This window comes from Desulfobacula sp., from assembly GCF_021107415.1.
Window position 1 is genome coordinate 1 of sequence record NZ_JAIOSW010000093.1, and the last position, 20,542, is coordinate 20,542.

11 protein-coding genes are annotated in these 20,542 nt (G+C 44.5%); 8 read left to right on the top strand and 3 right to left on the bottom strand.

All coding sequences use genetic code 11. From position 1 onward, the window contains the following. The coding region (locus K8S13_RS04770; protein WP_291460821.1) for a penicillin acylase family protein at window positions 1-1,615 on the bottom strand (1,615 nt) is incomplete at its 3' end. 158 nt (window positions 1,616-1,773) lie between these two features. Between K8S13_RS04770 and K8S13_RS04775 the strand changes: the two genes are divergently transcribed. The 6 genes from K8S13_RS04775 (at window position 1,774) to K8S13_RS04800 (ending at window position 8,378) form a co-directional block, all read left to right on the top strand. After that, window positions 1,774-2,823: a branched-chain amino acid ABC transporter permease gene (locus tag K8S13_RS04775; protein ID WP_291460822.1), complete on the top strand. Its 1,050-nt coding sequence runs from the start codon at window positions 1,774-1,776 to the stop codon at window positions 2,821-2,823. Between the two features lie 13 nt (window positions 2,824-2,836). After that, the gene (locus K8S13_RS04780) at window positions 2,837-3,712 is read left to right on the top strand and encodes a branched-chain amino acid ABC transporter permease (protein ID WP_291460824.1); all 876 of its coding nucleotides are present in this window, start codon (window positions 2,837-2,839) and stop codon (window positions 3,710-3,712) included. Between the two features lie 104 nt (window positions 3,713-3,816). Further along, window positions 3,817-5,010 carry an ABC transporter substrate-binding protein gene (locus K8S13_RS04785; protein WP_291460826.1) on the top strand — a complete coding sequence of 398 codons (1,194 nt, stop codon included), beginning with the start codon at window positions 3,817-3,819 and terminating at the stop codon, window positions 5,008-5,010. Between the two features lies 1 nt (window position 5,011). Then, window positions 5,012-5,791 carry an ABC transporter ATP-binding protein gene (locus tag K8S13_RS04790; RefSeq protein ID WP_291460828.1) on the top strand — a complete coding sequence of 260 codons (780 nt, stop codon included), beginning with the start codon at window positions 5,012-5,014 and terminating at the stop codon, window positions 5,789-5,791. A gap of 11 nt (window positions 5,792-5,802) precedes the next feature. Next, entirely contained in the window at window positions 5,803-6,570 is a 768-nt protein-coding gene (locus K8S13_RS04795) for an ABC transporter ATP-binding protein (RefSeq protein WP_367172530.1), read from the top strand. After that, the gene (locus K8S13_RS04800) at window positions 6,543-8,378 is read left to right on the top strand and encodes a long-chain fatty acid--CoA ligase (protein WP_291460832.1); all 1,836 of its coding nucleotides are present in this window, start codon (window positions 6,543-6,545) and stop codon (window positions 8,376-8,378) included. The genes K8S13_RS04795 and K8S13_RS04800 overlap by 28 nt, the downstream gene beginning before the upstream one ends. Here the strand turns inward: K8S13_RS04800 and K8S13_RS04805 are convergent. Both K8S13_RS04805 and K8S13_RS04810 read right to left on the bottom strand, forming a co-directional pair. After that, the gene (locus tag K8S13_RS04805; protein WP_291460833.1) at window positions 8,375-9,622 is read right to left on the bottom strand and encodes a class II aldolase/adducin family protein; all 1,248 of its coding nucleotides are present in this window, start codon (window positions 9,620-9,622) and stop codon (window positions 8,375-8,377) included. The genes K8S13_RS04800 and K8S13_RS04805 overlap by 4 nt on opposite strands. After that, the gene (locus K8S13_RS04810) at window positions 9,607-11,373 is read right to left on the bottom strand and encodes an aldehyde ferredoxin oxidoreductase family protein (RefSeq protein ID WP_291460836.1); all 1,767 of its coding nucleotides are present in this window, start codon (window positions 11,371-11,373) and stop codon (window positions 9,607-9,609) included. Before K8S13_RS04810 ends, K8S13_RS04805 begins: the two co-directional genes overlap by 16 nt. 806 nt (window positions 11,374-12,179) lie before the next feature. Between K8S13_RS04810 and K8S13_RS04815 the strand changes: the two genes are divergently transcribed. Next, window positions 12,180-12,638, top strand: coding sequence for a Crp/Fnr family transcriptional regulator (locus K8S13_RS04815; protein ID WP_291460838.1), 459 nt, complete (start codon window positions 12,180-12,182; stop codon window positions 12,636-12,638). 34 nt (window positions 12,639-12,672) lie between these two features. Then, window positions 12,673-20,433 (top strand): type I polyketide synthase, encoded by a 7,761-nt coding sequence (locus tag K8S13_RS04820; protein WP_291460839.1) that lies wholly within the window; start codon window positions 12,673-12,675, stop codon window positions 20,431-20,433. Window positions 20,434-20,542: the final 109 nt, after the last annotated feature.

The following is a 20,542-nucleotide window of genomic DNA, read 5'->3' on the forward strand; positions in this document are numbered from 1 at the left end:
AGCCTCCCATGGGCATGGGTCCGGAGCCCAGCAAAGTTTTTCCTGGTCCTTTTCTTCTGATGGGATTGACAAGTTCAAGGGCATGAACCTTGCCCCACTGCCATTTTTTTGGATCACCCCCCAGCGTTGGAGAAAGAAATGCCTTTGCCTTTAAGGCAGCCAGATGAAACAGGTCTTCAAGGGACTCGGTAATATCTTTTGTCCTGATATTATCAAACCAGGAAGAATCACCATTTAAAACCATGTGTTCAAGTCTTTCCTGCCAGAAATACCAGTTATTGAGCATGATCATGGCTTTTTCATTTCCCAGGTCATCTTCAGAAACCAGCAAAGCAAACAATTTGTAAGTGGTTTGAAAGATGGTGGGAGCTGCTTTATCTGGATCATCCAAAAAATTCCAGGTTGAAAGAATTTCACCCATTATTTTTGTATCGTCGTATTTGAGCAGGCTTTTTGCCATAACCGGGGATATTTTTTGGGCCATTAGATTTTTTGTATCCCTTTGATACATCCACAGGTCATTAATTGTTTTTTTTTCAGATGAAGCCATCAGCTCTTTTAACCTTCTATACCGGTATGAGGGCGCAAAGTATGAAGAATAATAATAGGGAAAGTCATTTTTTATTGTTTTATGGTTACAGGTACCGATCCAGTTTTTTTCAGGGTTTATAGTGCCGGGCATTTCATCGGCAGGAATCCATCCATGCCAGTTATCATTGGAATTTTTTACAGGAAAGGGAAAACTACCGTCTCCATTGTAGCGGATGGGGATTTTTCCGGAAGTCTGGTGCCCAATATTGCCGCTTGTATCAGCAAATATCCAGTTAAAGCATACCATGGGGATCTGTTTTAGAGCCTTTGCAATATCTTTACTGTTTTTTGCCGTTAAGATATCTGATAGACCAATGAAGGACTCCATGGATTCAGCAGGGGCGAATCTTAAGGTGATGACATTTTTAGTTTTTAAATCCGGAAATATATTAGAAACAACAGGTCCTCTTCTGGTTGCCCTGATGATGAAAGCTTCCTGCTTAAATCCTTTTGGGGCATCTTTATCCTTTATTTTAAGTGTTTCTTGAATCTGAATGAACGGTATTGACTTTTTCCCTTCCAGGTAATTATCAGGATGCTCAGGATCAATGGTCTCAATGTAGAGATCCAGCATATCACCATAATTATTGGTCATGGAAATTGCAATATGATCGGTACGGCCGACGGCCATTCCGGGCATACCGGGAATTTGTGCACCAACTGCTCTTATTTCAGGTGTAAACAATCCGACAGGATACCAGACACCGGGCAGCATTCTGGGATCAAGATGGGGGTCGCCGGAAAAAAGGGTACTGCCAGTGGCGGAAAGCGCCGGGGCTACCGCCCAGTTATTGCTTCCGCCGCGAAGCTTTCTGTCACTGGTATAGGCCAGCAGATCCTTGATAGGGGTCATTGTCATGGAGACATGTTCCCTTGAAGGCATTTGTATTTTGCCCGTGTCGTCAGGATCATCGGCATTGATGTTAAGGGGCATGATCTGGGAAGTTTTTTCAAACCCTAAGGTCTCTAACAGCATCTGGGCTGTTATTTCAGACTTTAAATTTGCCGAGGTTGAATATCCCATGTAATAGAGTATGCTCTCAACAGAATAAAAATGGTGAGGCTAAACATTGTTTATTCGTTTGAATCTTCTTTTTTTTACTTGACAACCAATACGCTTAGAAAATAAGTTGAGATATAGATCGCTTCATCAGACTGTTGAACACAAAAGGATTGTTTCCCATGGATATGAAAAGAGATTATTTTGAAGATGTTCAGCTCTTTACTTCTCCGGTTGTTATCTTCTGGTTTGCTGTCTTGATTGGAGCTCTCTATCTTTTCCCTTTGTTTGCAGACAATTATTATGTGTATGTGGCCAATTATATTGCCATTAATATCATTGTGGCGGCGGGCTTAAATCTTCTGGTGGGATATACAGGACAGATTTCCCTTGGTCATGCCGGTTTTTTTGCCATTGGCGCCTATGGAACGGTTGTTCTGATGGTAAAGGCAGGATTCCCATTTCTTCTGGCCCTGCCATGCGCCGCTTTTATTGCAGCCTTTTTCGGGTTCTTGCTGGGGCTGCCGGCTCTTCGGCTTGAGGGGCCCTATCTTGCCATCGCCACACTGGGATTCGGATTGACCATTACCCAGATTATTGGACGGATTGAATTTTTTGGCGGCAGAGATGGTATTCATGCACCGGACATTACCATTGGTTCCTGGGTTATAGATACGGATAAGGAGTTTTATTTTTTATTGATCACCCTGACAATTTTCCTGCTGCTTTTTATGCGTAATCTGATCAAGACAAGAGTTGGCCGGGCCTTTATTGCCATCAGGGATGCTGATATTGCGGCCCAGACCATGGGGGTGAATATTCTTTATTACAAAACTCTGGCTTTTGCAGTGAGTGCATTTTATGCAGGCATTGCAGGTGGTTTGTATGCCTTTGTTTTAAAATTTATTGAGCCGGAAATCTTTACCCTGCTGATGTCCATTATGTTTCTGGCCATGGTAGTGGTGGGGGGACTTGGTTCCATGATGGGGGCCATTACCGGTGCCACACTTCTTTGCTGGCTGGACTTAAAACTGCGCAATATTCTTGATATCCCCTATGTTGGGGACTGGCTGGAATATCTTTCCAAACACTGGTTTTCCATCACTGGTGTTTCCAATATTCAATATATTGTGTTTGGTTCCATTATGATTCTGATTGTATTGTTTGAACCCCTTGGGCTCTATGGCATATGGATTCGAACGAAAAAATACTGGCGAACCTGGCCGTTTTAATGGGAAGGTGTGAATGATTGATTTGATTCAGATAATTGTCAACGGTATTGCAGTGGGAAGTTCCTATGCATTGATGGGCCTTGCCATGGTTATCATTTATAAAACATCTGAAGTCCCTAATTTTGCCCAGGGTGAAATGGCCCTGATATCCTCTTACTTTGCCATGACGCTATTAATTTCTTTTAATATGTCTGTATATTCGGCGTTCCTTTTGACCTTTGTGTTTGCAATTATTCTGGGATGTTTCCTGGAGTTTGCCATCCTTCGGCGGGCAAAGGAACCTAATGTTTTGGGGATGATTGTTATCACCATTGGTATTGAGATGGTTCTTTTAGGGTTTGTCTCATGGAAATTCGGTGCGGATCAGAAGACCATGCCGTTTCCCATAGGGCCCTATGACAGCTTTATTATCAGGGATATCTTTATCAGCAAACTGGAAGTCCTGACATTGGTGGCGGCATTGTTATTAATGAGTGTACTCTATTTGTTTTTTAAATATTCAAAACTGGGACTTGCCATGAAAGCCACCCAGCAAAACAGTGTTGCCGCACAGATTGTCGGTATCAGGACCAACCGGATTTTGATGATGACCTGGGGGATCTCCTCGCTTGTGGGAGCTGTGGCCGGGCTTTTGATTTCTCCGACCATCATGCAGCCGTTTATGATGTGGGATCCCATGCTCAAGGGATTTGCCGCAGCCGTCATGGGGGGGATGACTTCTTTACCAGGGGTCGTGATATCCGCTTATATGCTGGGTATTATTGAAAATCTGTTTGGCGGATATGTTTCCATTGAGTTTAAGACTGTGGTTGCTTTTGTTATTATTGTACTTGTGTTGTGTATTAAGCCCAGTGGCCTTTTTTCCAAGCATTATGTGAAAAAGGTTTAATTCGGATTTTAATCCGGGCTTTAACCTGGTTTTTAAACGGGTTTTTATTCAGGGGATACGTGAACGTAACATAGAACCAATGATTGTTTAAAAAGGAGGACGACATGAAAAAAAAATTAATGCTTGTTTTATTTGTTTCTCTGGCATTTTTATTGAGCTTTGCCCCAAACCTTTGCGCTGAAGAAGGTGTGACAGATACGGAAATCCATCTCGGGCAATGGGGTCCCCAGACGGGTCCTGCAGCGGCCTGGGGTAATGTGGCCAGGGGTACAGGCGACTATTTTAAATGGATCAATGACAATGGCGGTATCCACGGCAGGAAAATTGTTTATCACATGTTTGACGACGGGTATAATCCGGCCAAAACAAAGGCAGGGGTGAAAGAACTCCAGGAAGGTACAGGGATATTTGCCTGGGCCTGTGGTGTGGGGACATCTCCCGGCTTAGCGGTTCGAGATTATCTGGCCAAAAGAAATATTCCATGGGTAGGGCCTGCTGCAGGTTCCATGCACTGGGTAAATCCTCCCCAGAAAAATCTGTTTGCTGTGTATCCGCTTTATGTGGGTGAGGCAAAGGCACTTGTAAAATATGCCATTGAAAAAATGGGTAAAAAACGGGTCGCCATAGCTTACCTCAATGATGAATACGGGAAAAACGGACTTCGAGGGGCGCTTGCAGAATTAAAGACCCATGGTCTGGAAGCGGTTGCACAGGTATCCATGGAGGCCAAAGATTCCGACCTTAAACCCCATGTGATGAAATTAAGAAAATCCAAGGCAGACATGGTTCTAATGTGGACAACAGTGGGCCATTCCGCAAGGATTATCGGTATCAGCAAGGCCATGCAGTTTGCCCCGCAATTCATGAGCACCAGCACCACCTCTGACTTTCCTTTGATGATGCATATCACAAAAGGTCTTTGGGAAGGTGTGATCACCGCTACTCTTGCTGAACTTCCTGGTTCAGGTCATCCATTGCTGAATAAATATAAAAAAGAAGTGTTTGATAAATATGCAGCCAAGGAAGAAAGATGGGGTGTTTTTTATTATGCAGGTATTGCTTTTACCGAGCCCATGATTGAAGGATTGAGAAATTGTGGCCGGGATCTGACAAGGGAAAATTTTATTACTGCCATGGAAAGGATCAGTGGATTTAAAGGAATCGGACCTGTAGTCAGTTATAAACCTTATAACAAGAATGATATGTATTCACGCCAGGGGGGATCTCAGACTTTTTTGGTCAAGTGTCTTGCCGGCGGAAAAGCAGAAAAGCTGACAGACTGGATGGATATAAAGTAGAATGGAATCCTCTTTTTTCCGGGTTGAGCATTTGTCCATTTCCTTTGGAGGGATAAAGGCTCTGCAGGATATCAGCTTTTTCATGAACAAGGGTGAGATCTTTTCTGTGATCGGTCCCAATGGTGCGGGAAAGACCACTCTTTTCAACTGCATATCAGGGCTTTATAAACCGGATCAGGGCAATATTCGATTTAAAGGTAATTTCATTGAAAATAAAAAACCCGATACCATTGCCAGGATGGGCATTGCCAGAACCTTTCAGAATATTGAGCTGTTTTCCCATATGAACACCATGGAAAATATTATGCTGGGCCGTCACATTCACATGAAAACAGGTCTTTTTCAAGGCATGTTCATGTGGGGGAAAGGATCTTTTGCAGCCAGAGAAGAGATTCAACACAGGGAAAAAGTGGAAAAAATTATTGATCTTCTGGAGCTTCAAAGTATACGGGACAAGTTTGTAGGCGCTCTTCCCTATGGGACGCAGAAACTCATTGAACTTGGAAGAGCCCTTGCCTTGGAACCGACCTTGCTCCTGCTGGATGAGCCCTGCGCGGGAATGAATTCGGAAGAAAAGCAGGATATGATCTTCTGGATTAAGGATATCCAGGATGATTTGGGGATTTCAATCCTTCTCATTGAGCATGATATGAAAATGGTCATGGATATATCCGACAGAGTTTTGGCCATTAACTTCGGCAAAGCTGTCACCTTGGGAACCCCTGAACAGGTCCAGCAGAACAAAGAAGTCCTCAAAGCATACATTGGGGAGGAAAATTAACGATGCCGGATCTGCTGGAAGTCAAAAATATTGAGACCTATTATGATCTGGTCTATGCCATCAGGGGCGCTTCTTTTGCCGTAAAAGAAGGAAGCATCACAGCAATCCTGGGCAATAACGGTGCAGGAAAATCAACCATTTTAAAGACCATCATGGGCCAGATAGAAGACCAGCCGGATAAGGGCATCATTGAGTTTGAAGGTGCTCCCATACATCATAAGGATACCGATGAAATTGTTCGCAAAGGCATTGCCTATGTACCGGAAGGCCGGGAGGTTTTTGAAGAGCTGACCGTTCATGAACATTTATTGATGGGAGCCTATATCCGGAAAGACACGTCAGAGATAAAACAGGATATTGAACAGGTGTTTAAATATTTTTCTGTTTTAAAAGACAGAACCAACCAGTGGGCAGGCACACTCTCCGGTGGAGAACAGCAAATGCTTGCCATTGGCAGAGCCTTGATGCTTAGACCCAAACTGCTGATCCTTGATGAACCTTCTCTAGGGCTTTCTCCCATCCTGGTTAAAGAAATTTTTTCCATTATCCAGGAGATAAATTCGAGAGGGACCACCATTCTCCTGGTTGAGCAGAATGCCAACATGGCCCTTTCCATTTCTTCCACAGGCCTGATTCTTGAAAACGGCCGGTTTGTAATGAAAGGCAAATCAAAAGATCTTCTGGAAGACAAGGATGTCAAAGAGTTTTATCTTGGCATAAAATCCGAAACATCGGCTAAAGGCTACCAGCGATGGAAAAGAAAGAAAGCATGGCGATGAAAAAGACAGAATCCGTATTTGAGACGATTCCCCAGGTGTTTAACCAGACGGTCAGTCAAAACGGCTCAAGAGTTGCACTGCGAACAAAAGACTTGGGCATCTGGCATGATATCACCTGGAATGAATACCATGACAAGGCAAAAAAGGTGGGATGCGCCCTGGTATCCATGGGATTTGAAAAAGGGGATGCTGCCTGTATTATTGGTGATAACGCCATTGAATGGGTGATGGCAGATCTGGGGATTCAGTGCGTGGGCGGGGTGTCCGTTGGGGTCTACGCCACCAATGCCTGGCAGCAGGTGGAGTATGTGGTCAATCATTGCGATGCCAGGTTTTTGTTTGTGGAAAATGAAGAACAACTGGACAAGTGGTTGATGTTCAGAGAGAAGACACCGCTGTTAAAAAAGGTAATTGTCTGGGACACAAAAGGACTTTTGGCATTCACAGATCCCATGGTCATGACCTTTGATGAATTGATTGAAAAAGGCAGCAAAGCCACTGAAGAGCATCCAACGCTGTTTAAAGACAGGCAGGCCAAAGTCAGGCCCGATGACCTTGCTGTGATCATTTATACCTCGGGTACTACAGGTCCCCCTAAAGGAGCCATGCTCACCCATAAAAATGTGACATGGATGGCCGGCGCTGTTGAGTCAATTATTGACATATATAAAAAAGATAATGTCTTGTCCTTTCTGCCGTTGTGCCATGTTTTTGAACGGCTTTTCACGGTTTTTATCCATTTAAAATTTGCCTATATTGTTAACTTTGTGGAAAAGCCGGATACAGTCATGCAAAATATGATGGAAGTCTCTCCGACCATTGGATATGCCGTCCCAAGGATTTGGGAGAAATACTATTCCAATATCATGATTAAAATGGATGATGCCACATGGTTTAAGCGGATTGTTTTCAAGGCTGCCCTGGAAATAGGAAAAAAAAGGGCTGATCATGTAATGAATTTTAAATCCCTTGGTTTTTTTCACAGAGGCCTGTTTTTTATTGCCTGGTTTGCCGTTTTCAGAAAGCTTAAAGAGCGGCTTGGGTTTGAAAATATCCGGGTGGCTATTTCAGGGGCTGCCCCCATATCAAAAGAGGTGTTGCGCTTTTTTCAGTCCATTGGAATGAACCTGATTGAAGGGTATGGACAGACAGAAGGAACAGGGGTTGCCACGCTTTCACCGGAGGATAAGACCAAATTTGGTACCGTTGGTATTGCCCTTAATGGAGTCGATATTAAAATAGCCCCCGACGGCGAAATTCTTGTCAGATCTCCAGCGGTATTTAAAGGCTATTATAAGAGTGAAAAAGCAACCGCTGAAACCATTATTGACGGCTGGTTGTATTCAGGAGATGTGGGGCAGATTGATGCAGACGGATTTTTAAAAATCACAGACCGCAAAAAAGATATTATCGTAACAGCGGGTGGTAAAAACATCACCCCCCAGTATATTGAGAACAAACTCAAGGCAAGTATTTATATCAATGATTCTGTTGTGATTGGCGACAGGCGAAAATTTTTATCCTGCCTGATTATGATTGATGAAGACAATGTGGTGAAATTTGCCCAGGATAACAAAATTCAGTTTTCAACCTATAAAGATTTAACCTGTGACGAACAGGTGATTGCCCTTATTGACCGGGAAGTTAAAAAGGTCAATGAAACCCTTGCACGGGTTGAAAATATCAGAAAGTTCACCCTTCTTCCCAAGCGACTTTACGAAGAGGATGGCGAAGTGACTCCCACCATGAAAATTAAGCGAAAATTTGTCAACAAGGCGTTTAAAGATTTGATTGAAGCCATGTATTAAGCTTTTCTTAAACGGCGTATTTTTTTAAAATAGGTATTGCGGCAAAGATTTTCAACTTCCAGCATGGTGGCAAAAGCCTCGGAAAAATTATCTTTTCCGGTTGTAAAAAGGCCGTGGCCATAAACAATGGCAGAGTTTGTCTGTTCAAGCGCACGAGGCAGTGTATTACAAAGACCGAAAGGACCTGTGCCGACTTCACCCGGTACAATAGGAGTGCCCTCCACAAATCTTTTTTTCGGACATTTGATATGGCATTGTTCCTTAAAAGCACAGGCAGCTTTTTCAACAGGATCGCAATCCATGGATAAGATGACAGAGAATTTAGGGTGTCCGTGCAGAATGGCCTTGCACCCGGTGCGGGAAATGGTTTCCAGATGAGCGGTCAGTTCACTTGAGGCGGTAAGCCCGGCACTGGTGGAACCGTCCATTGGAACCGGATCAATGCATCCCCTGAGCTCATCCAGAGAACTCCCGGTTTGACTGATGTAAAGCGTCTTGTTCCAGAAATAGGAAACATTGCCGAAAAAGGAATCCACAAGACCGTATTCAACCGTTTTTTGACCGGCCTCAATAATGGCGGAATAAACGGTTTCTTCATTTGGAAAGGGAGAAGGGATAAGTTCGGGCAATGTTGTTTGTATGGGTTCCAGATATGGGATGACGGCGTCAAACAGATCGTGGGCATCGTCTGTGGCAAATCCTGTTTGAAGTGCTTGAAGATAGTCGGTAAAAAATTTAATAAAATTTGCAAAGCAGACAGAGCTTATGGTTACAAATCCCTGTTCAGGGCTGACCAGACCATGGGCGACAATTGCAGGGCCCTTGAAATTTTTATTGCTTTTTCCAGGTGCAATGATCACGCTTTTTCTTTTTTTTAAAGCCTGAATGATTTGATCAGCACTAAATTCATTAATCACGGGCAGATCATGGAGAAAAGTTCTTGTTTCACAATCTTTTGGCTGGATCAAACCAATAGAGTTATTGGGAGATTTATGGGTGGATTCAAGGGCGCTTTCTGCTAAAAAGCGTATGAGGCTGCCATAGGGTTCTTTGGGCCTTAAAAAAACCAGAGAGTTTATATTCAGTCCTTTAAAAACATTTTCCAGAACACTGATCTCATCTGCCGGCCGGTTCCAGACAAGGGTATCATCCAGCCCGCCAATCAAGGGCCGGGAAGGGCCAAAAGTTTCTCCCAGTCCTGCTTGAATCAGTTTGTCTGCATATTTGTTTACAAGTTGTTCCATAAAAGTCCAAGTGTTTGTGCTTTTTTCTTTTTGGGCAGACCATTGGTGGTAAGCCCTCGAATATCATAATACTTTTTTCTGGCATCCAGAAATGCATCTCGGTTAATGGGGGGAATATGGATATTATTTGCGCTGGAACCAGACTCTGTGAAAAATCGATCCGGAAGATCATCGTCCTTGACGTCAAATTTGTTCAGCGCATTGATAATTCGTTCGTTATAATAAATGCATTCCCCTTTTCTAAGAAGATCCTGGGCACTGGTTTCAATTCCTGTAACCGCTTCATAGGCAGTTGCATACTCTTCCAGGCTCGCTGCAAAAAAAGTAAACTTACAGGCAATAAGCGAGTCCACAACGGCATTCAAATCTTCGGCAATCTTTATGATCCTGGCTTTGCCGCTGAAACTGAAACGATCAGTGGCCACAGGTTTCCTGAAAATTTCATGACTGATGGGATAGGCACGCAAATGACATCCGCCCCGGGTGGACAAGGCATATCCCAATGCCATGCCATAAGCCCCCCGGGGATCATAGGCCGGAAGCTCCATCCCTTTGACAGCCATAGCAGCTTGAGGGCTTCCCATTTTTTTTGCATAGTGTTCTGCGCCCATGGCAAGGTCTTTTCCTTCACCTCTTCCAAGCGCCATGTCATCTAAAAGAGATAAAAGACTGTCTGGTGTGTAATCAAGGCCGGTTATTTCACGCCTGCAGGCTAAAGTTGAAGCCGCAGATATGGTATCCATGCCAAAATAATTGCATCGTTCATTGGCCTTTACGACAAGCTCGGTATCCATGCAGCCGATCAGGGCTGTAAAATGAGACATGGTTTCAAACTCCGGCATGGCAAAAGACTTTTTATTTTTTGTTCCGATTTTTTTGCAAAGAATATGGCAGCCAAGGCACCCGTGTTTTTTAGGAGCATAGGTTTTGGTGTAGGCGGCTGCATTAAGTCTGGATGCATGCTCAAAACAAGTGCGGCGAAAATTATCCGTGGGCATCATTCTGCGGTTGTCCATAAGATCATATACCGCTCCTGTACCAAGGCAGGTAAACCCGAATTGGCCCATCAGTGCAGGGGAAGCAGCTGTAAGTCTTAAGATGTCCTCCCTTGCCTGCTTCAGTTTTTTTAGGTCTTTAACCTTACAATGACCAGTGCCATCCACCAGAAGATATTTGATTTTTTTTTGGGCAAGGCAAAGTCCAAGTCCGCTTCTGCCGGCAGCAAAATGGCGGTCCACTATTATGGAAGCAAACCGCACACCATTTTCAGCTGCAGGCCCAATGGATGCTAAAGATGCATTCCCCGGCCCGATTTGTTGATGGACAGCATTTGTATCAAGTCCCCATAATTCGGTGGCATCTTTAAACTCTACCAGGTTATCCTTTATTGTAATGCCCACAGGTGTTTTACTTTTGCCTTTGATGACAATGCCGTCCCAGCCTGCACGCTTAAGCCGGGTGGCAAGTTTCCCGCCAACCGAGGAATCTCCCACAAGTCCTGTGAGGGGTGATTTTGAAAGGATATGAGTTCGCCCTGAAGTGGGAGTAATAGTGCCTGTAAGAGGTCCTGTAAATATACAGATCATCATGTCGGGGTGATCCCAGGGCAGGGTTGCGCACTGTCTTAAGTATTTACCTCCAAATCCTTTACCGCCGACATATCGGTTGTAAACATCAAGGTCGGGTGTCTCAACCTCAATGTTTTTTTTTGTCAGATCAATTACCAGTATTTTTCCGGTCCATCCGTACATATGAGTTCAACCATAATTTGTTTTTTAGTCACTGAGGAAAATCATGGTACATTGGGCAGAGTCACCATATTTATCCCAGATCACCATCATCGGTTTTATTTTTTTATAAATATCATATGATGATAAGAAATGATACAAGGCCTGTAAAGATTTCAGGGATAATTTCAGTAGATTTTAAAGGTTTCAGATATCCCGGCCTGGGCAAAGGTAATATTTTGTTTTCAGGCACGCTTTTTTTAAAACCGATTAAAATTTGAATGGGTGGAGTACGGTCTAAAAATAAATAAAAAATAATGCTTGAGTTACTCCTGGTGCTCTATATATGTGGGGTCCTCAATTTTTGTTTGGTATGAGCACTACGAATGCCAGTCAACATAATCAAATCTTGTATTATTCTAAGCAATTATAGACAAAGAGGTCGCCTGTTTCCTATATGATATATACTCAATTTTTGTCATGTAAAAAGATTTTCAGAACATGTTTCTTAGGTGAATCTCTATCAATAAAGATTATCCATGAATCAATTATATTTCCACCAAAGTTGATCAGTCGAAATGCCTTTACAGGCTTCAGAAATGTTGATAAGGAATTCTTGATTCAATTTTTTATAAGCTTCTATGAAAAGATAGAAAGGCCTTTTTTTCTTGACAATAACATTTACTATAATTTATAAATTTTAATATTCAGGAATAAGAGAATTCTGAATTAAATCCCAAGATGTTTTTGATTTGGGATATACAAGTAACAAAATTATTATTTTTTCAAAAATTAGTCCCGATTATTAATTCAAACTAAAGGAGTTTCCAATGGAAGGTAACATTGGTTATATCAGGAATGTATCCTTGTTTAAAGCCCTTCAGGAAAATGAATTAAAGCTTTTGTCAAGCCATTTGAGCACTCATGAATTCAATGAAGGCGAAACCGTTATCCATGAGTTCGAGAAAAGTAACGCACTTTATATTCTGGTTGAAGGCAGAGTAAAGGTGGTTCTTAAAGAGGCCGACGGCAAGGAAATCGTCATGGAGGAGCTTGGTCCAGATCAATTTTTCGGAGAAATGGGTCTGCTGGACGGCAAACCGAGATCTGCTGATGTGGTCTGCATACCGCGTTGCAGGATGCTCAGGCTTGACCGTGAGGATTTTTATGAAGTGGTAAAGCGTAATCCTTCTATACTGCACAGTCTGGTCATTGAATTATGTGACCGCTTAAGACGGGCCAATGATATGATCAAGGGGGTCAATATTTCCCAAATGTACATTTATTGACTCAACTTTCTAAGTTATCATAAGGAGCATAACAATGGGGAATCTTCAATATAACAATACTGTTGCAGTTGTCGGCATGGCATGCTGGTATCCGGATGCGAAATCATTAAAAGAACTTTGGGAAAATATCCTGGCCCGGCGAATTCAGTTTAGAAAATTTTTAGATCAGCGAATGCCGATGGCCGAGTATCATCATCCAGATCGCAGTGAGCCGGATAAAACATATGGAAGCCGGGCTGCTTATATTGATGGCTTTTCCTTTGACTGGGCCGCTCATCGAATACCTTTGTCAACCTTTAAGGCCATGGATACCTCTCATTGGCTTGCATTGGATATTGCATTAAAGGCTGTGTCAGACGCGAGCTATGCAAAGGAAACCCTGCCACGGGACAAGACCGGGGTTATCATTGGAAATACATTGACCGGGGAACAGTCAAGAGCCGGTGTTATGAGGCTGAGATGGCCGTTCGTAAAAAAAGTTATATCAAAAACCCTGGTTTCCCAGGGCTGGTCTTCCCAGCAGATTCAGATGATAACACAAACAGCTGAATCCAATTTTAAATCCGTTTTTCCGCCCGCGAATGAGGATACACTGGCAGGGGGCCTTTCCAATACTATTGCCGGACGAATCTGTAACTATCTGGATTTGCATGGCGGCGGATATACGGTTGATGGTGCCTGTTCATCCTCAATGATAGCAGTGGCAACTGCTGCAAACGGCCTGATCAGTGGTGATCTTGATCTGGCACTGGCCGGAGGGGTGGATATCAGCCTTGATCCGTTTGAAATCATAGGGTTTGCCAAGACAAATGCTTTGACCATGCATGAAATGACGGTATACGATCGTCGTGGAAGCGGCTTTATTCCCGGCGAAGGCTGCGGATTTGTAGTGCTTAAACGATTGGAAGATGCAAAAAGGGACAAGGATTATATTTATGCGGTTATTAATGGATGGGGTATCTCATCAGACGGTGGTGGAACAGGCCTTACAGCACCTCTGGCACGTGGTCAGGCAAGATCAGTCCGGCGGGCTTATGACCGGGCGCCTTATGACATGGATTCTATTGATTTTATTGAGGGCCATGGCACAGGGACTACTGTAGGAGACAAGGTCGAACTGAGCTCAATATCACAGGCTTTGGAATCCGCACCCGAGGTAAAGGGTCGTTGCTGCGGTGTTACATCGCTTAAGTCCATCATCGGACATACAAAAGCGGCCAGCGGTATCGGGGCTTTTATTAAAGGAGTTCTGGCGGTTAACCGCCGTGTTATTCCGCCCATAGCCAACTGCAAGGAACCCCATGGCATATTTACAGATCAGGCACTTCATCTGTATCCGGTTTTAACCGGTGAATCAAGACCGGATGAATCCGTTATCCGGGCCGGTATATCCTCCATGGGATTTGGCGGGATCAATTGTCATATTACCATTGCATCTGAAGATCCTCCAAAATCCGAACTTAAGCCTCTTGTGGATGAAGATGCATTAATGGTTTCCAATCAGGACACGGAAATCTTTTTATTTTCCTATGATAAGCATGAAGACCTTTTTGATCGGATAAACGAAATTCTGGCTTATAGTAATGCCATCAGCCAGGCGGAATTGACGGATCTTTCCTTTAAACTTTGCGGGTTGGTTGATCCTGGTGTCAGGTTCAAAGCGGCTGTTGTCGCGGGGAATCCTGACGAATTGACAACCCGGCTGAATGATCTTTTAAAAATAATTGAAGAAAATCCAATCCCGCAACAGGTTGTTTTTAACCAGTCTCATACTGCTTTGTTTGGCTGTATAACCATGCCTCTTCGTATCGGCATGCTTTTCCCAGGGCAGGGATCCCAAAAAATGAATATGGCGCATGTACTGATAAGACGGTTTCAATGGGCAAAAAAAATGATGGACAAGGCGGATAAGCTGCTTGAAACTATTGGTGGTTCACCGGTCAGCCAGACCATCTATCATTCACTTGAAAGAGCAGCCGGTCCGGGGGTGGCAGAGAATTGGTTTAGAAATTTATCCAATACTCAAAATGCCCAGCCGGCTATTTGTGCGGTATCTGCGGTCTGGCTTGAATTTTTGAAAAAACTGGGGATTACGCCTGTTGCCTCAGGCGGGCACAGCCTGGGCGAATTAACCGCGTTTTATGCAGCACGCGCATTTGATTTTTCAGAACTGATTCAACTGGCGGCTGTCCGTGGCCGTGCCATGGCTGCCGGGGATGATCAGGCAGGCACCATGGCCAGTCTCAGATGTACAAGAGAAACAGCAGAAAAGCTTGTCGGAAAAGCAGCAGAATATGTTGTTCTTGCCAATATCAACGGGCCGGAGCAGATGGTCGTTTCAGGGAGCCTGGCCGGTGTGGATGAGGTGGCCAAACTGGCTGAAGAACAGCAGATCAAGATTACCAGACTGGAAGTTTCCAATGCCTTTCATTCCAGGATGATCCAGAATGCTGCCGACATTCTCGCGGATACGGATATACTTTCTGAGCATCCTGCGTCGCTTGATATTCAATTATTTTCCAGCAGAAATGGTCAGGAAGTGACATCATCCACATTATTAAAAAAACATTTTGCAGATCAGGTGGTGTCCCAGGTGGATTTTCCAGCCCTGATACAGGCAATGTCCAAGGCATGCGATTTGTTTATTGAGGTTGGATCGGGACGGGTGCTCAGCGGACTTACCAATGCAATTAACGGTGATAACGGCCCCAGGTGTCTGCCTGTGGAATCTTTGCCGGGTGCAGACAAGGATTTAAATCAGCTTTTGGCGGTTCTGTTTGTGCATAATGTCGACATTAACTGGGACATTCTGTTTGCAGAACGTCTGGTCAGACCCTTTGTTTCTCCAGACGATAAAGTGTTTATCGATAATCCCTGCGAGCGTGAGATCGAAGGTGAAACAGCAGCACCGGGCAGTTTGTCTGACAGTCCTGCTTCAGGAATGATAGACCAATATCTTATACAGACAGGACAATTTGATGAAGCCCAAATCAAAGACTATCTCATGGCCCGTGGAGGTTTTCTCGCGGATGTAATCCGGGCGGACGTTGATAATCAGGGTAAGGATGTAGAATGGGGGAGACCTGAAAAAGGGATTTTATCTAAAATGCTTGCATCTGAAGAAGCAAAATCTGAGGCTGAACCTTCCGATACATCCATTGAAGAGATTTTGTACAGTATTGTTCATGAAATTACAGGCTTTGCTTTGGAAACTCTTTCACCTGGATTAAGGCTTTTGGATGATTTAAACATGGATTCCATAAAAGCCGGAGACATGATTGTCAGATTTGCAGGCCGTGCCGGGGCAAAGGGGAATATTGATGCCGGACAGATGAGCAATGTCACGCTGGGTGAGGTTTTAAATACGGTTTCTGCCCTGATTCCTGACAACGTGTCGTCATTGGTGCAAAGTGATATAGATGTGGCAGACATACTGACAGCCCAGATTTCTGATATGACCGGGTATTCTCCGGATTCCCTCAAGAGCGGGATGCGGCTTCTGGATGATTTGAACATGGATTCCATCAAGGCCGGTGATCTGATGGTCAGACTGATTAAGAAAACCGGTATCCGTCAGGATCTTCTGGACACGTCGCGTTTGACAAATGCAAGTCTGGAAGAAATCGCACAGGCCTTTGATGCCTTGATGGATACAAAAGGGGCATCACAGCCGGTACCACAGCTGGATGCTGCATTATCCGCATTAGGCCCGGCACAGCTTGGGAAAACATGGGTGCGTGAATTCTCAGCAGAATTTATGGAAAAAGAACTGCCGTCAGGCATTGAAACCAGTGACTGGCAGAATGCCAATATTCTTATCCTGTACAGCAAAGGAATGCATACCTTAGCCGATACTCTGAAGGACAAGTTTTTGGACTGCAGCGCGCAGGTTAGAATTGAGGATTATGAGCACGCAATTGAAAACCAGTTGACCCAAAATCCTAATTTTTCTCATTTTATTGCGATATTACCGGCTGATCTGGAAGAGACGTCAAAGGATATTGAGGCGCTTGAACAGACCATATATTATCTTGCTTCGGTTGCCGGCCTGCCGTCAGCAATACAGCGGCCCATCACCCTGGCCTATATTCAATTCGGCCGCGGATTTTTCGGAAAATCTGGAGAATTGGTTGATTATCGAACATGTTGTGCAGCAGCACTTGCCAGGAGTATCCATCTGGAACGGACGGATCTGCTGGTCAGGGTTCTGGATTTTGATAAGGATGTCGATTCTGCCGAGGTTTCAGACAGGATTATTAAAGAATTGTCTTCAGAAGAATCCTTTGTGGATGCTGGCTATGATGCAGGGTTTGTTAGACGGGTATTTGTTCAGAAACCGCTTGATCCGTCCGGATATCAGCCCCGTGGCATTAAATGGAAGTCAAAAGATGTGATCCTGGTGACCGGAGGGGCTAAAGGTATTACGGCATCATGCGCTTTTGACCTGGCTCAAAATACCCGGACCCGTATGGCCCTGGTCGGACGATCGCCTCTGCCTGAAGAGGATGTGTCAGGCAATGAGATGGTTCAAGTACTTGCACGATATGAAGAAAACGGGCTTGAGGCCCGGTATTTTTCCTGTGATGTTTCAGATCCTGATGCAGTGGATGCGCTTGTCAGAACCATTGAAAAAGAAATGGGGACGGTCAGGGGTGTGGTCCATGGCGCGGGGTTGAATACTCCCCGTTTATGCCGGGATGTTTCAGCAAAAGATGCATTGTCAGAAGTCCATCCAAAAATTATGGGCGCCCTGAATATCATCCGGGCACTTTCGGACGAACCTTTGAAACTGTTTGCGGCCATGAATTCAATTATCGGGGTGACGGGCATGCCCGGTAATGCCTGGTACGGATTTTCCAATGAAGTTTTAGACCTGATTCTCAGGCATTATCAGGCTCAGCATGCTTCAACCCAGATCATTTCCGTTGCTTACAGTATCTGGGGAGAGGAAGGCATGGGCGCGCGCATGGGAAGTGTTAATGTGCTTAAACAAAAGGGTATTGATGCGATTCCTTCTGATGAGGGGATTAAACGGTTCACCCGTCTTTGCCTGAAATATCCAGGATCGGCTTTAGTGGCTGTTACAGCCCGCCTGGGCGGTCTGGATACATTCCGGATTCCCGCTCTTCCACGTCTGGCCAATGCCCGTTATCTTGAAAAAGAGGTGTATGCTATTCCGGGTGTGGAATCTGTGTTTCAAGCCCACCTGAACCTGGAAACAGATCTGTATCTGGTTGATCATAATTTTGACGGATCGCTGCTGCTGCCCACGGTTTTAGGATTGGAAGCCATGGCTCAGGTTGCAGCCTGTACTGCCGGACTTGCGCATTTTAGTTCACGGGTCAGGATAGAAAATATCCGTCTGGAACGTCCAGTTACGGTTGATCCAAGGGATGGCGCAGATATTTTGATTCGTGCTTTGGTGATGGAAAAACAAAACCTGGCGGCTCAGGATACTCTGAGAATCAGAACCTGGCTGTCAAAATCCATGAGTGATCTGGATGTTGGATACTTTTCCGCTGAGTTTGTTCTGGGATTAGAAGATGAACCAAACAATGGAATGATTGAAAAACCGGATCATCCATTACCTATTGATCCGGTTTTGGATCTTTACCGGCCGTCCCTGATGTTTCAGGGACCGCGTTTTCAGAGAATGCACAGGATCTGGCAGATCAATGAGAAAGGTGACGAAGCAAATGGAGCCATCTTTGAGACTCGCATCCTTGCTGACAAAGAAACACAGGCTCAAGCGTTTGACAGACCGGAACACCGGAATTTGGTGTTGCCTGATCCGTTTTTTAATGACACGCTTTTGCAGTCTGCGCAGATGCTGACGCCCAAAACAGCATCTTTGCCGGTTTTTATCAAACGCTGGGATATTTTTCCATGTGAAGAGCCAACACCTTTATCCGTCCTGGCCCAGGTAGAGATGGGTCAAAGACATGAAAAAGAATTTGATACCACAGTCACTGCAGTGGACAGCCAGGGACGCGTCATAGAGATGCTTGAACATTATACACTCAGAATTCTGAAAATGCATGATGATAATCCGTGTGCCAGGGATTTGACAGCGCCTGAAAACCGTGACATCCAAATTATTGAAAATACGTTAAAGGACTTGGGCCAAACCTTCGGGTTTGAGCAGCCTGCTTTGGATCTGATGTATATTCAAGGCATTCATGATCTTAAGAAAAAGGATCGTCATGAAAAACAAATGCCATTGATACAAAATATTCTGGAAAAGGTTCTTCAAGATGAATCTGATGACAAACATTCCTGGGAAGTGACATGGACTGATGATGGAAAACCCGTGATTAAAGGGCTTGAAAATATCATGATTTCATTGTCACATACGGACCGGTTATGCATCTGCTGCGCAGGACAAGGTTCCCAGGGGTGTGATATTGCTCCGGTCACTCCAAGGGAACGCGATCACTGGGAGTCACTTCTGGGAAAACCGTTTGCACCAGTGCTTAAGCAACTGAAAAAAGACTCAGATGACCTGGATATTGCCGGTACCCGGTTGTGGGCAGTAAAAGAGGTGCTCTATAAACTTGGTGAAAAAGACCCTGAACCGCCATCAATCGAAACAACAGGCGACAAGGCTGTGCTGTTTGAATCAGTCACTGCCAGGGGACCAGTTCACATTGTTACAATTTTATTGGAACTGACCTGGGGCTCTCAATTGATACTGGCATTAAAAGTTGTTCCAAAAGCGCTTGATCTTAAGGACATCCCGGAAGGACAAGGATATGATGCACTCAAACAACACATGGAGATTCTGACGGGCCCCCAGGGCCAGAACTGTATCTCCATACGGCTGCCTGTGACTTTCAGGCCCAATGCTCAACTCAGCCGGACAGTTTATTTTTCCAATTATATGTTCTGGGCCGGAGAAATCCGTGAAGCATCCATCTGGCCAATATTGAGAAAAGTCGGCGAGCAGTTCAGTTCAGGTGAATGGGGATCAGTGACCAATCATTCCCGGCTGCGTATTCTCGGGGAGGCCACAGCCCAGGATCAGATTGAAATCCGGTTGTGGGCGGATGACAACTACGGCCCGGCCGATTCCACCATGGATTTGAAATTTGATTTTTTAAAAGTTCTTCCCCATGGAAAATTCGAACGCCTGGCCTTTTGTGAACAGACTGTGACCTGGGTTAAAATTATTGATCACGGCATTGTAGCTCCAGAGCCGTATCCTGATTATTATTATGAATTTGTGAAAACAATGCTGCCGCAGAATGATAATCCCAAAACACCGCCTGCGTTTCCTGAACCATTAGAGGATCTGCATAAAGATGATCCGGATGACAAATTCCAGTATGAAGCCACACCAGGGCCCAAGGTTGAGCCGCTTTTATTTGAGCAGGTTATTGAAACCTCTCTGGATCACTCCAATCTGGTAGGAAATATTTATTTTGCTAATTATTACCTCTGGCAGGGAACGGCCCGGGATCGTTATTTTTATCAGCTGATTCCAGAGTATTATCAGGGCACTGGGGAAAAAGGGGAACTGCTGTGTCTGGAAACCCGCATAAACCATTTAAGGGAGGCTATGCCGTTTAACCGCATTATGGTGACCATGGCGCTTAAGACATTGACCCGGTCCAGGGCCATGTTTTATTTTGAATATTTCCGTGTGGATCAAGATGATACAAGGGTAAAACTGGCCTATGGTGAACAGGATGCAATCTGGGTAACCAGAGACAAACAAGGGAACCCCGCCCCTGCGCTTTTCCCTTTACAGGTGGTGAATGCCCTGGAAAAGGCCATATCCCCTGAAAAATTATAAAACCGGAAAGTTGAATTGTTTTTTAGAGATTAATGATTTTATCGACTAATTGCATTGATGTCACTACAACCAGCATGTTAGAGCCAGTTGTTTCACCTTAGTGCCCGAC